At 72.0% G+C, this 22157-nt stretch carries 23 protein-coding genes; 21 read left to right on the top strand and 2 right to left on the bottom strand.

Annotated features, from left to right (window positions below; all coding sequences use genetic code 11):
• Positions 1-14: 14 nt before the first annotated feature.
• The 14 genes from folE to AC2AXK_RS00135 all read left to right on the top strand — a co-directional run bounded on the left by folE (position 15) and on the right by AC2AXK_RS00135 (position 13105).
• Positions 15-587, top strand: coding sequence for a GTP cyclohydrolase I FolE (gene folE / locus AC2AXK_RS00200; RefSeq protein ID WP_484343315.1), 573 nt, complete (start codon positions 15-17; stop codon positions 585-587).
• A gap of 70 nt (positions 588-657) precedes the next feature.
• The gene (folP, locus tag AC2AXK_RS00195; protein ID WP_484344226.1) at positions 658-1530 is read left to right on the top strand and encodes a dihydropteroate synthase; all 873 of its coding nucleotides are present in this window, start codon (positions 658-660) and stop codon (positions 1528-1530) included.
• Entirely contained in the window at positions 1527-3389 is a 1863-nt protein-coding gene (folK, locus tag AC2AXK_RS00190) for a 2-amino-4-hydroxy-6-hydroxymethyldihydropteridine diphosphokinase (RefSeq protein WP_484343314.1), read from the top strand. The genes folP and folK overlap by 4 nt, the downstream gene beginning before the upstream one ends.
• Positions 3389-3868, top strand: a complete 480-nt coding sequence (locus AC2AXK_RS00185) for a DUF3180 domain-containing protein (RefSeq protein WP_484343313.1) — start codon at positions 3389-3391, stop codon at positions 3866-3868. The genes folK and AC2AXK_RS00185 overlap by 1 nt, the downstream gene beginning before the upstream one ends.
• The gene (locus AC2AXK_RS00180) at positions 3861-4361 is read left to right on the top strand and encodes a PH domain-containing protein (protein ID WP_484343312.1); all 501 of its coding nucleotides are present in this window, start codon (positions 3861-3863) and stop codon (positions 4359-4361) included. The genes AC2AXK_RS00185 and AC2AXK_RS00180 overlap by 8 nt, the downstream gene beginning before the upstream one ends.
• Entirely contained in the window at positions 4358-5887 is a 1530-nt protein-coding gene (locus AC2AXK_RS00175; RefSeq protein ID WP_484343311.1) for a PH domain-containing protein, read from the top strand. The genes AC2AXK_RS00180 and AC2AXK_RS00175 overlap by 4 nt, the downstream gene beginning before the upstream one ends.
• Entirely contained in the window at positions 5884-6822 is a 939-nt protein-coding gene (locus tag AC2AXK_RS00170) for a Rossmann-like and DUF2520 domain-containing protein (RefSeq protein ID WP_484343310.1), read from the top strand. The genes AC2AXK_RS00175 and AC2AXK_RS00170 overlap by 4 nt, the downstream gene beginning before the upstream one ends.
• Positions 6819-7718, top strand: coding sequence for a pantoate--beta-alanine ligase (panC, locus tag AC2AXK_RS00165; RefSeq protein ID WP_484343309.1), 900 nt, complete (start codon positions 6819-6821; stop codon positions 7716-7718). Before AC2AXK_RS00170 ends, panC begins: the two co-directional genes overlap by 4 nt.
• Positions 7715-8170 (top strand): aspartate 1-decarboxylase, encoded by a 456-nt coding sequence (panD, locus tag AC2AXK_RS00160; protein WP_484343308.1) that lies wholly within the window; start codon positions 7715-7717, stop codon positions 8168-8170. The genes panC and panD overlap by 4 nt, the downstream gene beginning before the upstream one ends.
• A 77-nt stretch (positions 8171-8247) precedes the next feature.
• Positions 8248-9945, top strand: coding sequence for an L-aspartate oxidase (locus AC2AXK_RS00155; RefSeq protein ID WP_484344225.1), 1698 nt, complete (start codon positions 8248-8250; stop codon positions 9943-9945).
• Positions 9946-9954: 9 nt separating this feature from the next.
• A complete protein-coding gene (gene nadC / locus AC2AXK_RS00150; RefSeq protein WP_484343307.1) occupies positions 9955-10848 on the top strand; it encodes a carboxylating nicotinate-nucleotide diphosphorylase in 894 nt (297 codons plus the stop codon).
• Positions 10849-10892: 44 nt separating this feature from the next.
• A complete protein-coding gene (gene lysS, locus AC2AXK_RS00145; RefSeq protein WP_484343306.1) occupies positions 10893-12425 on the top strand; it encodes a lysine--tRNA ligase in 1533 nt (510 codons plus the stop codon).
• A gap of 56 nt (positions 12426-12481) precedes the next feature.
• Complete coding sequence (locus AC2AXK_RS00140) at positions 12482-12673, top strand: hypothetical protein (RefSeq protein ID WP_484343305.1); 192 nt, start codon at positions 12482-12484, stop codon at positions 12671-12673.
• A 90-nt stretch (positions 12674-12763) separates the two neighbouring features.
• A complete protein-coding gene (locus AC2AXK_RS00135; RefSeq protein WP_484343304.1) occupies positions 12764-13105 on the top strand; it encodes a histone-like nucleoid-structuring protein Lsr2 in 342 nt (113 codons plus the stop codon).
• Between the two features lie 338 nt (positions 13106-13443).
• Here AC2AXK_RS00135 and AC2AXK_RS00130 read toward each other — a convergent pair whose 3' ends face one another.
• The gene (locus tag AC2AXK_RS00130; protein ID WP_484343303.1) at positions 13444-13743 is read right to left on the bottom strand and encodes a (2Fe-2S)-binding protein; all 300 of its coding nucleotides are present in this window, start codon (positions 13741-13743) and stop codon (positions 13444-13446) included.
• 114 nt (positions 13744-13857) lie between these two features.
• Here AC2AXK_RS00130 and mshA point away from each other — a divergent pair, with 114 nt between their 5' ends.
• A complete protein-coding gene (gene mshA / locus AC2AXK_RS00125; RefSeq protein ID WP_484343302.1) occupies positions 13858-15192 on the top strand; it encodes a D-inositol-3-phosphate glycosyltransferase in 1335 nt (444 codons plus the stop codon).
• Positions 15189-15926, top strand: a complete 738-nt coding sequence (locus AC2AXK_RS00120) for a phosphoglyceromutase (protein WP_484343301.1) — start codon at positions 15189-15191, stop codon at positions 15924-15926. The genes mshA and AC2AXK_RS00120 overlap by 4 nt, the downstream gene beginning before the upstream one ends.
• A 72-nt stretch (positions 15927-15998) precedes the next feature.
• On the opposite strand, the gene phoU is transcribed toward AC2AXK_RS00120, so the two are convergent.
• Positions 15999-16676 (bottom strand): phosphate signaling complex protein PhoU, encoded by a 678-nt coding sequence (phoU, locus tag AC2AXK_RS00115; protein ID WP_484343300.1) that lies wholly within the window; start codon positions 16674-16676, stop codon positions 15999-16001.
• 191 nt (positions 16677-16867) lie between these two features.
• Between phoU and AC2AXK_RS00110 the strand changes: the two genes are divergently transcribed.
• The 5 genes from AC2AXK_RS00110 (at position 16868) to pstA (ending at position 22135) form a co-directional block, all read left to right on the top strand.
• Positions 16868-18076, top strand: coding sequence for a sensor histidine kinase (locus AC2AXK_RS00110; protein WP_484343299.1), 1209 nt, complete (start codon positions 16868-16870; stop codon positions 18074-18076).
• On the top strand, positions 18073-18768 hold the full coding sequence (locus AC2AXK_RS00105) for a response regulator (RefSeq protein ID WP_484343298.1): 696 nt from the start codon (positions 18073-18075) through the stop codon (positions 18766-18768). The genes AC2AXK_RS00110 and AC2AXK_RS00105 overlap by 4 nt, the downstream gene beginning before the upstream one ends.
• 136 nt (positions 18769-18904) lie before the next feature.
• On the top strand, positions 18905-20056 hold the full coding sequence (locus AC2AXK_RS00100; RefSeq protein WP_484343297.1) for a phosphate ABC transporter substrate-binding protein PstS: 1152 nt from the start codon (positions 18905-18907) through the stop codon (positions 20054-20056).
• Positions 20057-20090: 34 nt separating this feature from the next.
• On the top strand, positions 20091-21080 hold the full coding sequence (gene pstC / locus AC2AXK_RS00095) for a phosphate ABC transporter permease subunit PstC (protein ID WP_484343296.1): 990 nt from the start codon (positions 20091-20093) through the stop codon (positions 21078-21080).
• Positions 21080-22135 carry a phosphate ABC transporter permease PstA gene (gene pstA, locus AC2AXK_RS00090; protein ID WP_484343295.1) on the top strand — a complete coding sequence of 352 codons (1056 nt, stop codon included), beginning with the start codon at positions 21080-21082 and terminating at the stop codon, positions 22133-22135. The genes pstC and pstA overlap by 1 nt, the downstream gene beginning before the upstream one ends.
• Positions 22136-22157: the final 22 nt, after the last annotated feature.

The following is a 22157-nucleotide window of genomic DNA, read 5'->3' as shown; positions in this document are numbered from 1 at the left end:
GATCAGGCCAGGCATTGACCCGCGAGGTCGACCTCCCGCGTGCCGCCGCGGCGATCCGGGAGCTGCTCATCGCCGTGGGGGAGGACCCGGACCGCGACGGCCTGCGGAGCACCCCCGAGCGGGTCGCCCGCGCCTACGCGGAGACGTTCGCCGGTCTGCGGCAGACCCCCGAGGACGTGCTCAACGCGACGTTCGACATCGGTCACGACGAGATGGTGCTCGTCAAGGACATCGAGATCTACTCGACGTGCGAGCACCACCTCGTGCCGTTCCACGGCGTCGCTCATGTCGGCTACATCCCGAACGCCGACGGGACGGTGACGGGGCTGAGCAAGCTCGCACGGCTCGTGGACGTCTTCGCGCGCCGGCCCCAGGTGCAGGAGCGCCTCACCGCCCAGGTCGCCGACGCGCTCGTCGCCGCGCTCGCGCCCCGTGGCGTGATCGTCGTCGTCGAGTGCGAGCACCTGTGCATGTCGATGCGCGGCGTGCGCAAGCCCGGGTCACGGACCGTCACGTCCGCCGTCCGCGGCCAGATGCGTGACGCCGCGACGCGGGCCGAGGTCATGAGCCTCATCATCGGACGCTGACGTGCCGGTGATCGCCCGGCACCCGGCGCCGCTGCCGGCGCGCCTCACAGACCTCGACCGCACGCTCGTCATGGGCGTCGTCAACGTCACGCCGGACTCCTTCTCCGACGGAGGTCGGTGGTTCGAGCCCGGCGCAGCCGTCGCGCACGGTGCCGCACTCCTCGAGCAGGGGGCGGACATCCTCGACGTCGGCGGTGAGTCGACGCGCCCCGGAGCCGGACGGGTCGCCGTCGAGGACGAGCTCGCACGGGTGCTGCCGGTGGTGCGGGAGCTCACCGCGCTCGGCGCCGTCGTGTCGGTCGACACGACGCGGGCCGTCGTCGCCGAGCAGGCCGTGGACGCCGGCGCGCTCGTCGTCAACGACGTGTCCGGCGGTCTCGCCGACCCGGGTATGGCCGACGTGGTCGCGCGGACCGGCGCCGTGTACGTCGTCATGCACTGGCGCGGGCACGCCGACGTCATGGACGCCCTCACCGGGTACGACGACGTCGTGCACGACGTGCGCGCCGAGCTCGCGGCGCGGGTGACGGCGCTCGAGTCCGCGGGCGTGCGGCGCAGCCAGCTCGTGCTCGATCCGGGCCTGGGATTCTCGAAGACCGGTGCCGAGAACTGGCCGTTGCTCGCGCACCTCGACGAGCTCGACGAGCTCGGCCTGCCCGTGCTCGTCGGGGCGTCGCGCAAGCGGTTCCTCGGCCACCTCCTCGCCGGGGCGGACGGTCAGCCGGTCGGTCCGCTCGAACGCGACGGCGCCACGGCGGCGGTGAGCGCGCTGTCGGCTGCGGCCGGCGCCTGGTGCGTGCGCGTGCACGACGTCCGGGGCACAGTGGACGCCGTGCACGTGGCTCGGGCATGGTTGATCGCGCAGCGGTACGGTGGCCGGCACCCGGCTTCACGACGCCGTGCACCGACCGGAGCACCACCGACGAACGGGGACCACCGATGAGCACGCCGGCACTGCCACCCGCACTGGACGAGGACGGTCGGCTGCTCGACCGGATCCACCTCGCCGGGCTGGCGGCGTACGGGTACCACGGGGTCCTCGCGAGCGAACGTCGCGACGGGCAGGACTTCTCCGCAGACGTCACCCTCCACCTCGACACGAGGCCTGCCGCCAGCTCGGACGACCTCGACCGGACGGTGAACTACGCCGCGGTGGCGGACGACGTCGTCGCCATCCTCGCGGGTGCGCCCGCAGACCTCGTGGAGACCGTCGCCGAGCGGATCGCGCAGGCGGCCCTCGCGCACCCGCAGGTCGTCGCCGTCGACGTCTCGGTGCACAAGCCGCAGGCGCCCATCAGCGTGCCGTTCGCGGACGTCGTCGTGTCGATCCGGCGTGACCGCGTCCACCGTCCGGTGATGACGCCGGGCGCGCTCGACGGCATCGCGAGCGCGGACCTCGCGGCGCCGGGCCTCACAGCCCCGGACACGTGGTCGCAGGACACCCCGGCCGTGCAGCCTGCGCCCCTGGGCACCCCGGGCGACACCTCGGCACCGGACGCCGCGCCCCGTGACGTCCCGGCGCAGGACCCCGTGGCACCTGCTCGTCGTCGCGCCGAGCCGGTCGTCATCAGCCGCCCCGCGACGACGGAGCTGGAGCACCTCGGCACGCCGGTCCTCCCACCCGTGCCCCTCCCGCCGGAGCCGCCGGCCCCGCCGCTCCCACCCGCGGAGCTGACCCTGTCGGTGGAGCACAGCCCGTTGGTGGAGCACAGCCCGTCGGTGGAGCACAGCCTGTCGGTGGAGCACAGCCTGTCGGTGGAGCACAGCCCGTCGGTGGAGCACAGCCTGTCGGTGGAGCCGAGCCTGTCGGTCGAGCACAGCCTGTCGGTCGAGCCGAGCCTGTCGGTGGAGCACAGCCTGTCGGTCGAGCCGACCCCGCCGAGCGAGCGCGCACGGTCGGTCCGGCGCGGGCCGATCGACCTGTCGCAGCCGGCGCCCCAGGACCCCGGACCGTCTCTCGACGCGACCCAGATCCTCCACCCGGTCCGCGACACGGACCCGTCCCCGGAGCCGCCCTCCGACGAGTGGACCGGCCTGCCGGCCAGCGGCCGCAACGAGCCGCCCGCTGGGCTCAACCCGGCGTTCCTCGAGGACGACGACGGTCCTCGTACGGAGGTGCTGGGGTTCGCCCGGCTCGGAGACGACTGGGCTCCCGACCTCGTGATGGACGAGCAGGTGAGGGTCGCGTCCGGCGAGGAGGAGAGGCCAGGCGTCCCTGACCGGATGGGCGCCCGTCCCACGGATCCTGTCGAGGCGATCGTCGCTCTCGGGGCGAACATCGGTGACGCGCAGGGCACCCTGCGCCGGGCGGTCGAGGACCTCGGTCAGATCGACGGTGTCGAGGTCGTGGTCGTGGCACCGCTGGCGCGCACCGCGCCCGTCGGTGGGCCCGCCCAGCCGGACTTCCTCAACACGGTTGTCGCTCTGCGCACGACCCTGTCTCCCCGGGAGCTGTTGCAGGCGTGCCAGGGCGTCGAGGAGGCGCACGGTCGTGCACGCGACGAACGGTGGGGTCCGCGCACGCTCGACGTCGACATCATCGTGTACGGCTCGCTCGTGGCGTCCTCGGACGACCTTGAGCTGCCGCACCCGCGTGCCCACGAACGCGCGTTCGTGCTGGCGCCGTGGGCGCAGATCCTGCCCGACGCCGTGCTGCCGGGCCTGGGTGGTGGGCCGGTCGCTGCCCTCGCCGCGACGGCTCCCGACGTCGAGGGCGTCCGGTGGATGGCGCTCGACTGGTTGCAGGAGGGCGAGCCCGGCACCGATGCCCGCACAGCGACGCCGCAGGCGCCCCTCCGCTGATGGGCCGGACGCGCCTGAGCACGCTCGGGCTGCTCGCGGCGGCCGTCCTCGTCGTCGGGTGGGGCGTGCTGTCCATCCTCGAGGACCGGGGGACCTACCTGGCCCCTGTGCCGTGGATCGTCGGACCCGTGCTCCTCGTCGTCGGGGTCGGCGTGCTCTGGGCCGGTCGGGCGGTCCGGGCGTACGTGCGCGGGCAGCGCCCGGGTCTCGGCGGGCTCCGGGCGGCGCGCACGGTCGCCCTGGCGAAGGCGGGGGCGCTCACCGGCTCGATCCTCGTGGGCTGGTACGGCGCCCAGCTCGTCCTCGCGGCGGAGCATGCCGACGTCGCCTCGCAGCGGGACCGGGCGCTCTCCGCTGGCGTCGCCGCCCTCTGCGCGATCGTGCTCACCGTGCTCGCCCTCGTCGCCGAGCGGTGGTGCGAGCTGCCGCCCGATGACAGGTCCGATGACGCCGTGCGGGAGGATGGTGCACATGACTGACCTGAACACGCCGTCCGCGTTCGACCCGGAGGGCATCGAGTGGGAGCGCGTGTCCCCGCGGCTCACCACCGCACGTCTCGTGATGCTCGCGCTCTACCTCGGCGTCCCTGCGCTCGCGGGTGCCGTCCTCGCGGTGATCTTCAGCCAGCTGTGGTTGTGGATCGTCACAGGTGTGCTCGTCCTCGTCGCCGCCTGTTCCGCCGTGGTCGTGACCCGGCAGGTCCGCGCGATCGGCTACGCGGAGCGGGACGACGACCTCCTCATCCGCAAGGGCGTGCTGTTCCGGTCGCTCGTCGTCGTGCCCTACGGGCGGATGCAGTTCGTCGACGTGAGCGCCGGGCCCCTCGACCGCAAGCTCGGGATCGCCTCCGTGGAGCTGCACACCGCGTCCATGGCGACGGATGCCTCCATCGACGGGCTCGTGCCGGGAGAGGCTGCGCGCCTGCGCGACCGCCTCGCATCCCGCGGTGAGGCCCGGCTGGCGGGCCTGTGAGCGGCGACGAGACAGCACCGGCGTCCCCCGAGGTCGTCGAGCTGCGCAAGCGCGCAGCAACGCTGCTGCGCAAGCGCGCGGTGGCGCTCGAAGCCGCGGCGGAGGAGAGGGGCGGGCACAGCTCGGAGGAGACGGTCGAGCCCGACCACGAGAATCTCACCTGGAGCCGCCTGCACCCTGTCACGCCGCTCGTGCGTGGATGGGCCGTCCTCGCCGTCATCCTTGCGATCTTCGCCCAGCAGTCCGTCGAGAACCTGCCCAGCGGGGGATCCGTCCTGCCGACGGACAACTGGTGGATCATCGCCGGGGTCGTCGTCGCCGCCGTGCTCGCCGGCGGCATCTACGCCTGGCTGTCGTGGCGTGTCATGCGGTACGCGTACGACTCCGAGGCCGTGTACGTGCACTCGGGCGTCCTCTTCCGGCAGCAGCGCAAGGTCCGCCTCGACCGCCTGCAGGCCATCGACGTGGTCAAGCCGTTGCTCGCCCGGTTCTTCGGCCTGGCGGAGCTCAAGCTCGAGGTCGCGGGCGGTCTCAACTCCAACGTGCGGCTCGGCTTCCTGCGTGACGCCGACGCCGCGGCTCTGCGCAACACCCTCCTCGCCCGCGCCGCGGGCGTCGTCGACGAGGGGGAGAGCATCGAGGCTCCGGAGCAGGACGTCCTCGAGGTTCCCGCCGGCCGGCTCGTCGCGTCGTTGCTGCTCACTGCTGGAGCGCTCGTCCTCGTCGTCATGGTCGTCGGATCCACCGTCGCAGCGGTCATCACGCGGAGCGTGACGCCGTTCGTCTCGGTGCTGCCGTGGCTCTTCGTCACCGGCACGTTCGTCGTCGCGAGGTTCACCAGCGAGTTCAACTTCCGTGGCGCGATCTCTCCGGACGGCATCCGGTTGCGTCACGGCCTGCTCGAGACGCGCGCGCAGACGATCCCGCCCGGCCGCGTCCAGGCGATCCGGCTGCGCCAGGGGCTGCTGTGGCGCCGGTTCGGCTGGTGGCGCGTCGACGTCAACGTCGCGGGGTACGGCCTGAGCACCGACGGGCAGCAGACCAACACCGTGCTGCTGCCGGTGGGGACACGCGACGACGCGCTCCGGGCCCTGTGGCTCGTCCTCCCCGACCTCGGGGTCGCGGACCCGCTGGCCCTGCTCGACGCCGCGCTCGTCGGCAGCGGCGAGGCGCAGGGGTTCACCACGAGCCCCCGTCGGGCGCGTTGGGTGGACCCCGTGGCGTGGCGGCGCAACGGCTTCGCCGTGATGGGCCGGGGCCTGCTCGTCCGGAGCGGCCGACTCGTGCGCACCGTCGAGATCGTCCCGCACGAGCGGACGCAGTCGCTCGCGATCACGCAGGGCCCGCTGCAGCGACGGCTCGACCTCGCGTCGGTCGCGCTGCACTCCACCGTCGGCCCGATCTCGCCGAAGGTGCCCCACCTGGCCGCCTCGGACGCGGCCGCTCTCCTCGCGGACCAGTCGCAGCGCGCCCGTCAGGCGCGGCTCTCGGCGCGGCCGGAGCGCTGGATGGAAGGTGCCGGGTGAGCCCGGAACCTCGTCCCCGGCCGGGTCGTCTCGGGGTCGGGGTCGTCGGCGCAGGCCGCGTGGGCGCGGTGCTGGGCAGTGCGCTCCGTGCGGTCGGGCACGCGGTCGTCGGGGCGAGCGGCATCTCGGAGGCGTCACGCGAGCGCATCGACACCCTCCTGCCCGGGGTCCCGGTGCTCGAGGTGCGGGACGTCGTCGAGCGCGCGGAGCTCGCGCTGCTCGCGGTGCCCGACGACGCCCTGCCCGGCCTCGTGCGCGGACTCGCGGAGGTGGGGGCCTGGCAGGCCGGCCAGATCGTCGTGCACACCTCCGGCCGCTACGGGGCGGACGTCCTCGCGCCTGCCCGGGCGGCGGGCGCGATCCCCGTGGCGATCCACCCCGCGATGACGTTCACGGGGACGTCGCTCGACCTCAGCCGGCTCGAGGGTGCGACGTTCGCGGTCACCGCACCGGCCCCCGTCCAGCCCATCGGTCAGGCGCTCGTCGTCGAGATCGGCGGCGAGCCCGTCGTCATCGACGAGCGGGACCGCGGCCTCTACCACGCAGCGCTGGCGCACGGCGCGAACCATCTCGTCGTGCTCGTGGCCCAGGCGGCGCAGGCGCTGCAGGTGGCCGGTGTCGACGACCCGGGCCGCGCGCTCGCCCCGTTGCTGCACGCCGCGCTCGACGGGGCGCTGCGCGCTGCCGACGGGGTCGGCGACCCGGTCCAGACCCTCACCGGGCCCGTCGTCCGCGGTGACGCCGGCACCGTCGAGGCGCATCTCGCGGCGCTCACCGCGCTCGCTGCGGAGCGCGACGCCACGGACACTCCCGGCAGCTACCGTGCTCTGAGCCGGGCGGCCACGGTCCGGGCCCTCGACGCTGGTCGCATCCGCGAGGCGCAGGCGCAGGCCCTGCTCGATGTCCTGAACGCCCCTGAGGAGGGACCCCGATGAGTCGCACGCCCGTCCTGGCCACGACGCGTGCGGCGCTCGCGGACGCCCTGCGCCGGGAGCAGCCGACCGGGCGGGTGCGTGCGCTCGTCATGACGATGGGCGCACTCCACGAGGGGCACCTCGAGCTCGTCCGTGCGGCCCGCGGCGTCGCGGACGAGGTCGTCGTGTCGATCTTCGTCAACCCCTTGCAGTTCGGGCCGGGCGAGGACTACGAGGCGTACCCCCGCACGCTCGAGGCCGACCTCGCCCTGCTCACCGGGGAAGGCGTCGACGTGGTGTTCGCGCCCGACGTCGACGAGATGTACCCGGGTGGACCCCCGCTCGTCCGGGTGAGCTCCGGCCCCATCGGGACGGTGCTCGAGGGCGCGTCGCGGCCCGGGCACTTCGACGGGGTGCTCACCGTGGTGCTCAAGGTGCTCAACCTCACGGCGCCCGACGTCGCCGTGTTCGGTGAGAAGGACGCCCAGCAGATCCTCGCGATCCGGCGCATGGTCGCCGACCTCGAGGTCCCGGTGCAGATCCTCGGGGTGCCCACCGTCCGCGACCCCGACGGGCTCGCGCTGTCGTCCCGCAACGCGTTCCTGTCGGGTGACGACCGGCGTGCGGCCCTCGCGCTCTCGCGGGCGCTGCGGGCGGGTCGTGATGCCGCAGCCCACGGAGCGGGACCGCAGGAGGTCCGGACCGCGGCGCTGGGAATTCTTGGGACGGCCCAGGGCGTTGACGTGGATTACCTGGCGCTGGTGGATCCGACTACGGTGGACACCGCGCCGGAGACCTACGCTGGTCCCGCCCTGCTGCTCGTCGCCGCACGGGTCGGGCCCACCCGTCTCATCGACACCATGGCGGTGGAGCTGCACCCGGCTCCTCAGCACCCCGCCCCAGGAGGCACCCCGTGACGTCCTTGCAACGTCCCATGATGATCGCCAAGATCCACCGCGCCACCGTCACCCAGGCCGACCTCCACTACGTGGGGTCGATCACGGTCGACGCCGACCTGCTGCGGGCGGCCGACCTCGTCGCCGGCCAGCAGGTCGACATCGTCGACGTGACGAACGGCGCGCGACTGACGACGTACGTCATTCCCGGCGAGCCGGGCTCGGGCCAGATCTGCATCAACGGCGCCGCCGCCCACCTCGTCCACCCCGGCGACACGGTCATCGTCATCGCGTACGGCATGCTCGCCGACGCCGAGGCGCGCCACTTCCTGCCGCGCGTCGTGTTCGTCGACGGCGACAACCGCATCGTCGACCTGTCCCACGAGCCGGGCCAGGTGCCCGACGGGTACGGGCTGGAGGCCAGCGGGCTCGAGATCACCCCGTTCCAGTCCGCCGTCGGCATCGACGCGTGAGCGCAGGCCTCGCACCGCACGTCGCTGTCGAACCCGCACCGGACGCCGCCGCCGTCCCCGCACCGGGCGGGCTCCCGGTGACCCGCCTCGCGACGACTCTCGCAGCCCCGGAGCCGGGATGGGTGACGCACGCCGACGTCATCGTCGTCGGCTCGGGCATCGCGGGTCTGACGGCCGCGCTCGAGCTCCGCTCACGCGTGCCGCGCGTGCTGCTCGTCACGAAGGGTGAGCTCTCGTCCGGCTCGACGGTGTGGGCGCAGGGCGGCATCGCTGCCGCGCTCGATCCCTCCGACTCCCCGGCCGCGCACCTCGCGGACACGCTCGTCGCGGGTGGTGGCGTCTGCGACCCGGCAGCTGTCGAGATCCTCGTCACGGAAGGGCCTGCGCGCGTGCGTGAGCTCGTCGGGCGGGGGGCGAACTTCGACACCGAGGTCGACGGCGAGATGTCGCTGACCCGCGAGGGTGGGCACCACGCCGACCGCATCGCGCACGCGGGTGGCGACGCGACGGGTGCGGAGATCTCCCGGGCGCTCGTCGCCCAGCTCGAGGCCGTGCGCAACGATCCCGGGATCGAGGTCATCGAGCACGCCCTGGTCATCGACCTCCTGACGAGCGCCGGGCCGATCGCCCCCGCGACGCCTGACGGCCCGCGCCGTGCCGTGTGCGGCGTGACCCTGCACGTGCGCGGCGAGGGCAGCAGGGACGGCGTCGGCGCTGCCCGCGCCCGCGCGGTGGTCCTCGCCACCGGTGGGATCGGTCAGATCTACGTGTCCTCGACGAACCCGCCGCAGGCGACCGGGGACGGTGTCGCGGCCGCCCTGCGTGCTGGCGCCGACCTCGGTGACCTCGAGTTCGTCCAGTTCCACCCGACGGTCCTGTGGCTGGGCAGCGCTGCCCGCGGGCAGCTCACCCTGATCTCGGAGGCGGTGCGCGGCGAGGGCGCCTACCTCGTGGACGTCGACGGGCACCGGTTCATGCCCGCGGTGCACCCGATGGCCGAGCTCGCGCCGCGCGACGTCGTCGCCCACGCGATCGTCCGACAGATGGCGGCGACCGGCTCGGACCACGTGTTCCTCGACGCCCGGCACCTCGGTGCCGACTTCCTGCGCCGCCGCTTCCCGACGATCACCCAGGGGCTCCTCGCCCAGGGCTTCGACATCACCGAGGAGCCGGTTCCGGTCGCCCCGGCCCAGCACTACCACTCGGGCGGGGTGGCGACGAACCTCGCCGGACGCACCTCCGTGCGAGGTCTCTACGCTGTCGGCGAGGTCGCCTGCACCGGGGTGCACGGTGCCAACCGGCTCGCCTCGAACTCCCTGCTCGAGGGGCTCGTGTTCGCCCACCGGGCGGCGGCAGACATCGCGGCCCGGATGGCGGCGGGGGAGCTGCCGCTCCTCGAACCCGTCCGACGACCCGGTCCCACCGGCCTCGTCATGGCGGCGACGCGGTCGCGCATCCAGCGCACGACGACCGCCGGCTCGGGGGTGCTCCGCTCCGCGGAGAGCCTCGCAGCCACGGCGCGCACGCTCCGCGAGGTGCGCACCGACGCGAACCTCCCCGAGCCGGTGCCCGGTGACCTCAGCGCGCTGCCGCAGACGGCCGAGTGGGAGACGAGCAACGTCCACCAGGTCGCGTCTGCGCTCACGGCGGCGGCGGCGGTCCGGGCGGAGAGCCGCGGTGGCCACTTCCGCACGGACTTCCCGGAGCCGGACCCGGCCTGGGAGCGCCGCGTGGTCGTGCGTCTCGACGACGACGGTGTGCTCGAGGCCCGCTAGGTTGGGGCGGTGACCGACTCTCCTGCGCTCCTCGATCCCGCGTGGATCTCCGACACCGTCCGCCGCACGCTCGACGAGGACCTCGGCGGTGATCCCGGTCGTGACGTGACGAGCCAGGCGACGATCCCGGCGTCGACGCACGCCGCCGCGCACCTCATGGCCCGCGCTGCGGGAGTGGTGGCCGGGCTGGCGGTCGTGCAGGAGACCGTCGACCAGGTGTCCCGACGGTTCGGCCTCGATCCGGTGGAGGTGCAGCTCGAGGCGGCGGACGGGGACCGGGTCGTCGCGGGACAGCGGCTGGCCGTGCTCACCGGGCCCGTCCGGGCGATGCTCGTCGCGGAGCGCTCCTTGCTCAACCTCGCGAGCCGCGCGTCGGGCGTCGCCACCGCGACCCGTGCCTGGGCGGACCAGCTGGCCGGCTCGGGTACCACCGTCCTCGACACCCGCAAGACCACACCCGGGCTGCGGGCGCTCGAGAAGCACGCCGTGCGCGCGGGTGGCGGCACGAACAAGCGCATGGGCCTCTACGACGTCGCGATGGTCAAGGACAACCACGTCGTCGCAGCCGGATCGGTCGCCGCGGCCGTGCGCGCCGTGCGCGAGGGGTTCGGCGACGTCCTCGTGCAGGTCGAGGCCGACACACCGGAGCAGGCGCTCGAGGCCGTACGTGCCGGTGCCCGTTTCCTCCTCCTGGACAACATGCCGACGCCCGTCCTCGCAGCGACCGTCGCGGCGGTCCGCACGCTCGAGCCGGAGGTGGGCCGGGTGGAGCTCGAGGCGACGGGCAACCTCACGCTCGACCGTGCCGCGGAGGTCGCGGCCACGGGTGTCGACTACATGTCGGTCGGTGCTCTCACGCACTCCGCACCGATCCTCGACCTCGCGCTCGACCTCGTGGGCTGACCCGAGCACCGGGGTCGGCGTGCCGCGGCGTCTAGAATAGTGCGGTGAACTCCGCCCAGACCCCTGCTCCTGCCGACGCCCTTCCCGTCCGTGACGGCGACGATCTTCCCGAGCAGCTGCGGGTGCGGCGCGCGAAGCGCGACCGCCTCATCGAGCGGGGTGACGAGGCGTACCCCGTCGGGGTGCCGCGCACCCACACGATCGCTGAGGTGCGCGAGCAGTACGCCCACCTCGAGCAGGGCCAGGAGACGGACGACCTCGTGGGGGTTGCCGGGCGCGTGGTGTTCCTGCGCAACACCGGCAAGCTCTGCTTCGTCGCGCTCCAGGACGGTGAGGGCAACCGTCTGCAGGTGATGCTCAGCCAGGCTGTCGTCGGCGAGGACTCCCTCGCGGCGTTCAAGGCAGACGTCGACCTCGGTGACCACCTCTTCGCCCACGGGCGCGTCATCAGCTCCAAGCGTGGAGAGCTCAGCGTGTTCGCCGACTCGTGGCAGATCGCCGCCAAGTCGCTCCGTCCGTTGCCCGTGCTGCACAAGGACCTGTCGGAGGAGGCGCGCGTCCGCCAGCGGTACGTGGACCTCATCGCCCGGCCCGCCGCACGGGATGCCGCCCGCCTGCGTGCTGGCGTCGTGCGCTCGCTGCGGGAGAACTTCCACCGGCGGTCGTTCCTCGAGATCGAGACGCCGATGCTGCAGACGATCCACGGAGGCGCCGCGGCGCGTCCGTTCACCACCCACATGAACGCCTACGACATCGACCTGTACCTGCGCATCGCTCCCGAGCTGTTTCTCAAGCGGGCTGTCGTCGGTGGGATCGAGCGGGTGTTCGAGATCAACCGGAACTTCCGCAACGAGGGCGCGGACTCGACCCACTCTCCCGAGTTCGCGATGCTCGAGGCATACGAGGCGTACGGCGACTACAACACGATGGCCGAGCTGACGAAGGACCTCGTGCAGACAGCGGCACGGGACGTCCTGGGCACGACGGTCGTCACGCTGCCGTCGGGTGAGGAGTACGACCTCGGTGGTGACTGGGCGGAGATCACGATGTACGGCTCGCTCTCCGAGACGCTCGGGGAGGAGATCACGCCGGCGACCACCGTGCCGCACCTGCTCGCGCTCGCGGAGCGTGCCGAGATCAGCATGGATCCGAAGAAGGTGTCGCACGGGAGGCTCGTCGAGCTGCTGTTCGAGCACCATGTGGGAGACGCGCTCTACGCACCGACCTTCGTGCGGGACTTTCCCGTCGAGACCTCGCCCCTGACCCGCGACCACCGGTCCGAGCCCGGGCAGGTGGAGAAGTGGGACCTGTACGTCCGGGGGTTCGAGCTCGCCACCGCGTACTCCGAGCTGGTCGACCCGGTCGTCCAGCGCCAGCGGTTCGAGGCGCAGGCGGTGCTCGCCGCTGCTGGTGACGACGAGGCGATGGCGCTCGACGAGGACTTCCTCACAGCGATGGAGTACGCGATGCCCCCCAGCGGTGGCATGGGCATGGGCGTCGACCGCCTGCTCATGGCGCTCACCGGGCTCGGCATCCGCGAGACCATCCTTTTCCCGCTGGTCAAGCCGCAGGCGTGACCAGCGCCACCTGCCGGACCGGTTCTGCTCCAAGGTTCGCTGCGTAGGATCGACGTGTGAATACCTTCTGGGCGGCCGTCGCTGCACTGGTGCCGTCCATCGGCGTCGGTGTGATCTTCTACTTCGTCATGCGCTTCATCATCCGTGCGGATCGGAACGAACGTGCGGAGCTCGCAAAGCTGGACGAGGCCGAGAACACACTTTCTGAGCACAATCATCACGCAGGAACTTCACCAGACCGGGCATAGTTGTCCCGAAAAATGCGCGCTGTTGACGATGAATGCCGAACGGTGTGATGATTAAGGACCAACGTGATGAAGAATGGTGAGGTCCTCCCAGTGGCTCAAAAGGTTCAGGTCATTCTTGTCGACGACCTCGATGGTGGCGGCGCGGACGAGACCGTGTCCTTCTCCCTGGATGGCGTCTCCTACGAGATCGACCTCACGACGGAGAACGCCACGCAGCTTCGTGAGGCGCTCGCACCGTGGGTCGGCCACGCACGCAAGGTCGGTCGTCCTGCGGCCCGCCAGGCCCGCAGGACGCCGGGACGCTCCGCCGGGAACAGCGGTGGACCGTCGGCCAACACGATCCGTGAGTGGGCCCGGGAGAACGGGTTCACGGTGAACGACCGTGGTCGTATCTCCGCGGAGGTCCGTGCGGCGTACGAGGCCGCCAACTGACGCACCTGCTGCGCTCGGCATGACGCCGGGTCGGTCCGGCACCAGCCGGTCCGACCCGGCGTTCGTCGTCTCGCAGGCGTATTGCCGGGTGTCTGTCCCGAACCATTTCTGGTCGTTTTTGACGGATGGACTCTCGGTGAACTTTTAATCATTTACGTCGGATCGCGGGAGTGCTGGGGGCCGAACGGGGACGGTTTTGGCAGGGCGTGCAGGTCGGGACGGACAAAGGAAAGCGTTTCCATTCCGCCCAGGGGCGAGAGCCTGCGGGCCCTGCACCCGCTCGTCGGGACGTCCCGGCAGTGCTCTGGCCGGGTCCGGAGCGCTCGGCAGCTGCCTCGTCAGCAGGTGCCTGACCGACCGATCTCCACGTCCACGAGGCCGGCGACGGCGGGCAGGCAGCCCCCGCAGGCTCCGCCGGCGCGGGTGCACACCTGCACGTCGTCGAGGGTGGTGCACGCGCCGGTCGAGATCGCTGTCCGGATCTCGCCAGCGGTGACGTTGTTGCAGGTGCACACGACGTGGTCGTCAGTCAGGGCTTCACATGCGTCGGCGTCGAGCGGCGTGAGCGGCTGAGCGGGCTCGTCGTCCAGCATCGACCGCAGGGCGGCAAGTGAGTCATGTGCTGTCGTGGTTCCCATATGTCCATGGTGGGTGTGCGGCGGCGTGCGGCGGTGGGACCTTCGGCCCGCGCTCCCGGTGCGCCGGCGTCCGGCGCGGTGGGAGCTGTCCAGCGATGGTGGGAGACTGGACGGATGCAACATCTTGCGTCGCCCGACGTGCCGGACACCTCTCCCCGGGTCGCGATGCTCTCCGTCCACACGTCGCCGCTCGAGCAGGCGGGGTCCGGTGACGCGGGCGGCATGAACGTCTACATCACGGAGCTGTCCCGGGCCCTGGCCCGGCGCGGCGCGCAGGTCGAGATCTTCACGCGGCGTACGCACTCCGCGCAGCCCGACGTCGTCGAGGTGGCCGACGGCGTCCTCGTGCGCCACATCACGGCCGGCCCGTTCGAGGGGCTCGACAAGGCCGACCTCGTCGGCCAGCTGTGCTCCTTCTCCGCGGGCGTCCTGCGGACGGAAGCCGCACGACGCCCGGGGTGGTACGACGTCGTGCACTCGCACTACTGGCTGTCGGGGCAGGCCGGATGGCTGGCGGCAGACCGCTGGGACGTCCCGCTCGTCCACACCATGCACACGATGGCCCTGGTGAAGAACGCGAGCCTCGCGCCCGGTGACGAACCAGAGCCGCCGAACCGCATCATCGGCGAGGAGCAGGTCACCGCCGAAGCGCACGCCCTCATCGCGAACACCGACCAGGAGGCGCAGGACCTCGTCGCGCTGTACGACGCCGATCCGGCGCGGGTGCACGTCGTGGCACCGGGCGTGGACCTCGACACGTTCCACCCCGGGGGGCCGGGGCGCGAGGCCGAGCGCCGGGCGCTCGGGCTGCCTGTCCGCGGTCCTCTCGTGCTGTTCGCCGGGCGGGTGCAGCTGCTCAAGGCACCGGACGTCCTCGTCCGCGCGCTGGGTGTGCTCGCTGCCCAGGGGCGCGACGTGCCCACGCTCGTCGTGCTCGGTGGTCCGAGCGGCCGACCGACGGCGCTGCGGGAGCTCACCGCGCTGGCAGCACAGCTCGGGGTCTCCGACCACCTCGTCCTGCGCGATCCCGTGCCGCACGACCGCCTGGCCCAGTGGTTCCGTGCCGCCGACCTCGTGGCGGTCCCGTCCCGCAGCGAGTCGTTCGGGCTGGTCGCGGTCGAGGCGCAGGCGTGCGGGACGCCGGTGGTGGCTGCCGACGTCGGAGGACTGCGCACGGCGGTCGATCATGACGTCACCGGCGTCCTCGTCCCCGGGCACGACCCGGCCGTCTGGGCACGTGCGCTCGACGACCTCCTGCACGACGACGAGCGGCGAGCCCGCCTGTCCGCGGGTGCACGGCAGGTCGGCGCGCGGTTCAGCTGGGACGCCACCGCCGAGCAGACGCTCAAGGCCTACGCGTTCGCGGCGACGAGGCTCAGTGACGGTGGTGTCCAGCGGACGAAAGGCCCGGGCACCGCTGACGCGCATGCGGCAGGATGGATGACATGACATACACCCTTGTGCTGCTCCGCCACGGCGAGAGCGAGTGGAACGCGAAGAACCTGTTCACCGGCTGGGTCGACGTGGCCCTGTCCGAGAAGGGCATCGAGGAGGCGCGGCGCGGCGGCACGCTGCTCGCCGACGCAGGGATCCTCCCCGACGTCGTGCACACGTCGCTCCTGCGCCGCGCGATCACGACCGCGAACCTGGCGCTCGACGCCGCTGACCGCCACTGGATCCCGGTCAAGCGCAGCTGGCGCCTCAACGAGCGCCACTACGGTGCGCTCCAGGGCAAGGACAAGAAGCAGACCCTCGCGGAGTTCGGCGAGGAGCAGTTCATGACGTGGCGGCGCTCCTACGACGTGCCGCCGCCCGCCATCGAGGTCGGCTCCGAGTTCTCCCAGGACGCGGACCCGCGCTACGCGGACGCGCCTGTCGTCCTCACCGAGTGCCTCAAGGACGTCCTTGTCCGCGCCCTGCCGTACTGGGAGTCCGAGGTCATCCCGGACCTCACGTCCGGCAAGACGGTGCTCGTCGCGGCGCACGGCAACTCGCTGCGCGCGATCATCAAGCACCTCGACGGCATCGACGACGAGGCCATCGCGGGGCTCAACGTCCCGACGGGCATCCCGCTCGTCTACGAGCTCGACGAGAACTTCGCCCCGGTCGTCCCCGGGGGCACCTACCTCGACGCCGACGCTGCCGCAGCAGCCATCCAGGCCGTCGCGAACCAGGGTCGCTGAGACCTGCCCGACGAACGAAGGACGCGCCACCCGTGCGGGTGGCGCGTCCTTCGTGTCTGACCCCGGGGCCTGTCAGCGTGCGGCCGGCTGGACCGGTCGGCGGTGCTCGTCCGTGAACTCCCCGGTGACGAGGAAGGCGACGCGGCGGGCGATCGAGACCCCGTGGTCGCCGAACCGTTCGTAGTAGCGGCCCACGAGCGTGACGTCGATGGTCTCCTGGGCGGTCCCGGACCAGGACTCGTGCAGGAGCGCGTCGAACGTGTCCTTGTGAAGCTGGTCGAGGATCTCGTCGTCCCGCTCGATGTTCTCCGCGACAGCGAGGTCCCGGGTCGTGAGCAGCACCGTCGTGCGGCTCGCGAGCTGCGTCGCGGCGTCGTGCATCGCGGCGAAGGTCGGCTGTGCCCCTCCGGTGATGGCGGGATGGGGGTAGCGGCCCCGTGCCACCTGGGCGATGTGCCGCGCGAGGTCTCCCATGCGCTCGAGCGTCGCGCTCATGCGCAGGGCGGAGACGACCACGCGCAGGTCGGTCGCGACCGGTTGCTGCTGGGCGAGCAGGAGCACGCAGCGTTCGTCCAGGCCCCGTTCCAGCTGGTCGATCGCGTGGTCGGCCGCGATGACGGCCTGCGCCAGCTCGAGGTCGGCCGTGAGCAGAGCGGTGCCGGCGCGCGTGATCGCGGTCTCGACGAGGGTGCTCATCTCGGCCAGGTCCTCGCCGACCTGGTGGAGCTCTGCTTCGAAGATGTCGCGCATGTGTTCCCTCTCGTCGTCCGGTACGGCCCCGAGCGTCCCAACGTGAGGTGTGGACGCGACGACCCGTGGGTGAACAGGAGGTGGGGCGCAGATGAACACTTCATGGACGGTGCCCGGTGGGCCCGACGGGGCGTGCCCACGGCGGCTGGGAGCGGCCCACGGCGCCGACACGGAACCGTAGGCTGGCGTGCGTGGACGGATTCGAGGTGGTGGTGGCCGGCCTGCTCGGCCTGGTCACGGGCGTGCTGGCGACGCTCGCCTTCCGGGTGAGCGAGCACGAGCAGCGACGCGTCCCGGAGCAGCCCGCCCCCGAGATCGATCCGGGCGTCGCCCGGGTGCTCGCGATCCTGCGTTCCGCGGCCGTGGTCCTCGGTCCCGACGACGTCGTCATCCGGGCGAGCGCCGCGGCGTACGCGCTCGGCGTCGTGCGGGGGGAGGCGATCGCCCACGCGGCCGTGCAGGACATGGTCGACGCCGTGCGCCGGGACGGGGTGATCGCCGACGAGGAGCTCGAGCTCCCGCGGGGACCGGTCGGCCGGGGTCGCGTCATGCTCCAGGTGCGCGTCGCGAGCATCGACGCCCGGCACGTGGCGGTCCTCGCGGAGGACCGGACCGAGGCGCGGCGCGTCGAGGCCATCCGCCGGGACTTCGCGGTGAACGTCTCCCACGAGCTCAAGACGCCGGTGGGCGCGATCTCGCTGCTCGCCGAGACGATGCAGGACGCGGCCGAGGACCCGGCGGCGGTCCGGCACTTCGCGCAGCGCATGCAGCAGGAGTCGACGCGGCTCGCTGCGCTCGTCCACGAGATCATCGAGCTGTCGCGGCTCCAGGTCGCAGGGGCGCTGCAGGAGGTCTCTGTCATCGAGGTCGACGACGTCGTCGCCGAGGCGGCGGACCGGGCCAGGGTGGTCGCGCAGGCGAAGAACATCACGGTGCAGGTGGGCGGTCAGCCGGGCCTGCAGGTCTATGGGGACCACGCCCTGCTCGTCACGGCCGTGCGCAACCTCCTCGACAACGCCGTGGCCTACTCGCCACCGAGCACGCGTGTGGGCCTGGGCGTCCGGCTCGTGGACGACCTCGTCGAGATCGCCGTCGTGGACCAGGGCATCGGGATCGACGCCGCCCAGCAGGAACGCATCTTCGAGCGTTTCTACCGGGTCGACCCAGCACGGTCCCGGGACACCGGGGGCACCGGGCTGGGCCTGAGCATCGTCAAGCATGTGGCGGCCGACCACGGGGGAGACGTGACGATCTGGTCCGAGCCGGGGAAGGGCTCGACCTTCACGCTCCGCATCCCGGCGGCCGCGCCCGCACCGGGCGTGGCCGACGGGTCTGCCGCCGGACAACCGCAACGCGGGGCGCTGGGCGCCCCGCCCGAAGACAGGGAGGTCGGGGCGTGACGCGCATCCTGGTGGTCGAGGACGAGGAGTCCTACCGCGAGCCGTTGACGTACCAGCTCGAGCGGGAGGGCTTCGAGGTGGTCGCCGTTGCGACAGGGCCGGAGGCGCTCGCGGCGTACGACGAGTCGGGGGCGGACCTCGTGCTGCTCGACCTCATGCTGCCCGGGTTGTCGGGGACCGAGGTGTGCCGGGAGCTGAGGCAGCGCGGCGACGTGCCGGTGATCATGCTCACCGCGAAGGACGGTGAGATCGACAAGGTCGTCGGGCTGGAGCTCGGCGCCGACGACTACGTGACGAAGCCCTACTCGTTCCGGGAGCTGCTCGCCCGCGTGCGTGCGGTGCTGCGCCGCCGCCAGCCGCAGTCCCCGGCGGACGACGACGACCCCGGGACGCTCGTCGTCGGACCTGTCAGCCTCGACGTGGAGCGGCACGTCGTGACGGTGCGCGGGGAGGTGGTTCCGCTGCCGCTCAAGGAGTTCGACCTCCTCGAGCTGCTCCTGCGCAACGCGGGGCGGGTCCTCACACGTGGCCAGCTCATCGACCGGGTGTGGGGCGCGGACTACGTGGGGGACACCAAGACCCTCGACGTGCACATCAAGCGCATCCGGGCGAAGGTCGAGCTCGACCCGGCGGCGCCCGAGCTCGTGCTCACCGTCCGGGGACTGGGCTACAAGTTCGCCGAGCACGACTGACGGTGCCGTCGGCGGCCCTGCCCCACCGTCGACGAGTGTTCACCTCGCGTTCACCCTGAGCCCGTCGGGCGGCCACCCGCGCTCTCTAACGTCGGCGGTGATCGCACGCGACCGCGCTGCGAGCGGGCTCTGCAGAATGGGTACGACAGTGAAGCGTGTCAAGAACCGCAGCCTCACCACCGTCGCGACGGTCGGCGCACTCACCGTGACGCTCGCCGCCTGCGGTGCGGACGCCACGAGCGGTGGCAGCGCCGGAGCGACGAGCGGGTCGGGAACCTCGAGCGCCGCGGCCGACCTCTCGGGCAACCTCGCCGGCGCGGGTGCCTCCTCCCAGGAGAAGGCGATGGAGGGCTGGATGGCCACGTTCGCGAGCGTCGCCCCCGACGTCATGGTGAGCTACGAGGCCGTGGGCTCCGGTGGGGGTCGCGAGCAGTTCCTCAACGGTGGTGTGCAGTTCGCGGGATCCGACGCCGCCCTCACCGAGGACGAGATCGCTGCCGCGTCCGAGCGCTGCTACGGCGGCGACGTGCTCGAGCTCCCGCTGTACATCAGCCCCATCGCCGTGGTCTACAACCTCCCGGACCTCGGGGTCGACCACCTCAACATGTCGGCCCCGCTCATCGCGAAGATCTTCAGCGGCGAGGTGACCATGTGGAACGACCCGCTGGTCGCTGCGGAGAACGCGGGCGTCGAGCTCCCCGCGACGGCGATCGTCCCGGTGAACCGGAACGACGAGTCGGGCACGACGGAGAACTTCACCGAGTACCTGGCGGCGGCGTCGGACGGCGCCTGGACCTACGAGCCGAGCGGTGACTGGCCCATCTCGGGCACGCAGTCGGGCAACGGCACGTCCGGGCTCATCGACACGGTCTCGGGCGCCGAGGGTGCGATCGGCTATGCCGACGCCTCCCGCGCCGGTTCCCTCGGCACGGTCGCGCTCAAGGTCGGTGAGGAGTACGTGCCCTTCTCGCCCGAGGCCGCGGCCTCCGTCGTGGACTCCTCGCCCCGTGCGGAGACCGCGAACGAGAACCAGATCGTCGTCGAGCTCGACCGCGCCACCACGGCCGAGGGTGCGTACCCGCTCGTGCTCATCTCCTACTCGGTGGCCTGCTCGCAGTACGAGGACGCGTCCGAGGTGGCGAACGTCAAGGCGTTCCTCGGCTACATCGCGAGCACCGAGGGCCAGGATGTCGCGGCGATGCCCGACGTCGCTGGCTCCGCCCCCATCTCGGACGCGCTGCGCGCGGAGGTGACCGCGGCGATCGACTCGATCACCACGGTCGGCTGACCCTCTCCCACCCCTCACAGCTGACGGAGTCCTTGTGGCCGTTCTGAGCCCTTCGAAGATCCGCACCGCCCCCGCCGGTGAACCCCCTGCGCGCACGCGCGCCAGGGGTCCGCTCGCGGGACGGCTCTTCGAGTACCTGTGCATCGCCGCGGGCCTGACGATCCTCGTCACGCTCGCGGCGGTCGCGGGGTTCCTCGTCCTGCGCGCATGGCCAGCGCTCACGGCCTCGCCGGAGGAGCTCCAGGAGATCGCCTGGTTCGGCGAGGCCTCGTCGCTGCTCGAGTACGTCGGCCCCCTCGTGTTCGGCACCCTTCTGGCCTCGGTGCTGGCCCTGCTGCTGGCCGTGCCGCTGGCTGTCGGGATCGCGTTGTTCATCTCGCACTACGCCCCGCGGCGTCTGGCGCACGGCTTCGGGTACGTCATCGACCTCCTGGCGGCCGTCCCGTCGGTCGTGTACGGCCTGTGGGGCGCGCTGTGGCTCGCTCCCGTCCTCGATCCCGTCTTCCGGTTCCTCACCGGTCCGCTCGGGTTCGTCCCGCTCTTCAGCGGGTACCAGCCACCGGCCAAGAACGTGCTCACGGCCGCCGTGGTGCTCGCCGTGATGATCCTTCCCATCATCACCGCGATCGCTCGGGAGGTCTTCCTCCAGACGCCCCGCCTGCACGAGGAGGCCGCGTTGGCGCTCGGCGCCACCCGCTGGGAGATGGTCCGCACGGCGGTGATCCCGTTCGGCCGGTCCGGCATCATCAGCGCGTCCATGCTCGGCCTCGGCCGGGCGCTCGGCGAGACGATGGCCGTCCTCATGATCCTCTCGCCCGGGTTCGTGTACTCGTTCTTCCTCCTCCGGCCCGGCAACCACCAGTCCATCGCGGCGAACATCGCCGCGAAGTTTCCCGAGGCCTCCGGCCTGTCGGTGAGCGTGCTCATCGCGACCGGGCTCGCGCTGTTCCTCATCACCCTCGCGGTCAACATGTTCGCGCGGTGGATCATCTCCCGCCGCAGCGAGTTCTCAGGAGCCAACTGATGACGCTCGTCGCAGACCCGCCGGCCACGTCGAGCTCGGTGTCCCCCCGGTTGCCGGACCGCGCCCCCTGGGCGTTCGGTGCCGGTGCGCTCGTCGTGTCGTTCCTCGTCCTGCTCGTCGCCGCGACCCCCACGGTCGGGACCGTCCTCGCCCTCGCGGCGCTCCTGTACGTCCTGGCGCTCCCTCTCACGTCGCTCGTCGTCGAGGGTGAGCGCCGGGCGAAGGACCGGCTCGCGACGACTCTCGTCACGGGCGCCTTCCTCGTCGCGCTCATCCCGCTCGTGTCCCTGCTGTGGACGGTCGTGCGTGAGGGCTCGAAGCGGTTCAGCCTCACCTTCCTCAACACGAACATGGTCGGCGTCTTCGGTGACATGGCCGAGGGCGGCGTCTACCACGCGATCATGGGGACCCTGCTCATCACTCTCGCCGCGACGGCGATCTCCGTCCCGATCGGCCTGCTCACGGCCATCTACCTCGTCGAGTACGGGCGGGGTCGCCTGGCACGGAGCATCACGTTCCTCGTCGACGTCATGACCGGCATCCCCTCGATCGTCGCTGGGCTCTTCGCGTTCACGCTCTTCACCATGATCTTCGGGGCGGCGTACCGTGCCGGGATCATGGGAGCCGCGGCCCTGTCCGTCCTCATGATCCCGGTGGTCATCCGGTCGGTCGAAGAGATGCTGCGCCTCGTCCCCAACGAGCTCCGCGAGGCCTCCTACGCCCTGGGGGTGCCCAAGTGGCTGACGATCATCAAGGTCGTCCTGCGGACCGCGGTCGCGGGGATCGTCACCGGGGTGATGCTCGCGGTCGCCCGGGTCATCGGGGAGACCGCTCCGCTGCTGCTCACCGTGGGCATCGTCGTCGGGGTCAACTGGGACCTCTTCGACGGCCGCATGACGACGCTGCCGGTGTACGCGTTCCGGCAGTACTCCCAGGGCGGTGCCGGGGTCGAGCGCGCCTGGGCGGCAGCGCTCACCCTCATCGTGATCGTCATGCTCCTCAACGTCGTCGCTCGCATGGTCAGCAAGTACTTCTCCCCAGCCGCAGCCCGCTGAGGGCCGACGGCGCCGCACGGCT

This window comes from Sanguibacter sp. Z6_81 (genome assembly GCF_057180625.1).
The sequence above is the reverse complement of the archived record's forward strand: the minus strand, read 5'-3'. Positions and strand labels throughout refer to the sequence as shown.

Coding starts and splice junctions, on each gene's coding strand:
- folP (WP_484344226.1), top strand. CDS start 658: ATGGGCGTCGTCAACGTCACGCCGGACTCCTTCTCCGACGGAGGTCGG.
- folK (WP_484343314.1), top strand. CDS start 1,527: ATGAGCACGCCGGCACTGCCACCCGCACTGGACGAGGACGGTCGGCTG.
- AC2AXK_RS00185 (WP_484343313.1), top strand. CDS start 3,389: ATGGGCCGGACGCGCCTGAGCACGCTCGGGCTGCTCGCGGCGGCCGTC.
- AC2AXK_RS00180 (WP_484343312.1), top strand. CDS start 3,861: ATGACTGACCTGAACACGCCGTCCGCGTTCGACCCGGAGGGCATCGAG.
- panC (WP_484343309.1), top strand. CDS start 6,819: ATGAGTCGCACGCCCGTCCTGGCCACGACGCGTGCGGCGCTCGCGGAC.
- AC2AXK_RS00130 (WP_484343303.1), bottom strand. CDS start 13,743: ATGGGAACCACGACAGCACATGACTCACTTGCCGCCCTGCGGTCGATG.
- mshA (WP_484343302.1), top strand. CDS start 13,858: ATGCAACATCTTGCGTCGCCCGACGTGCCGGACACCTCTCCCCGGGTC.
- AC2AXK_RS00120 (WP_484343301.1), top strand. CDS start 15,189: ATGACATACACCCTTGTGCTGCTCCGCCACGGCGAGAGCGAGTGGAAC.
- phoU (WP_484343300.1), bottom strand. CDS start 16,676: ATGCGCGACATCTTCGAAGCAGAGCTCCACCAGGTCGGCGAGGACCTG.
- AC2AXK_RS00100 (WP_484343297.1), top strand. CDS start 18,905: ATGGGTACGACAGTGAAGCGTGTCAAGAACCGCAGCCTCACCACCGTC.
- pstA (WP_484343295.1), top strand. CDS start 21,080: ATGACGCTCGTCGCAGACCCGCCGGCCACGTCGAGCTCGGTGTCCCCC.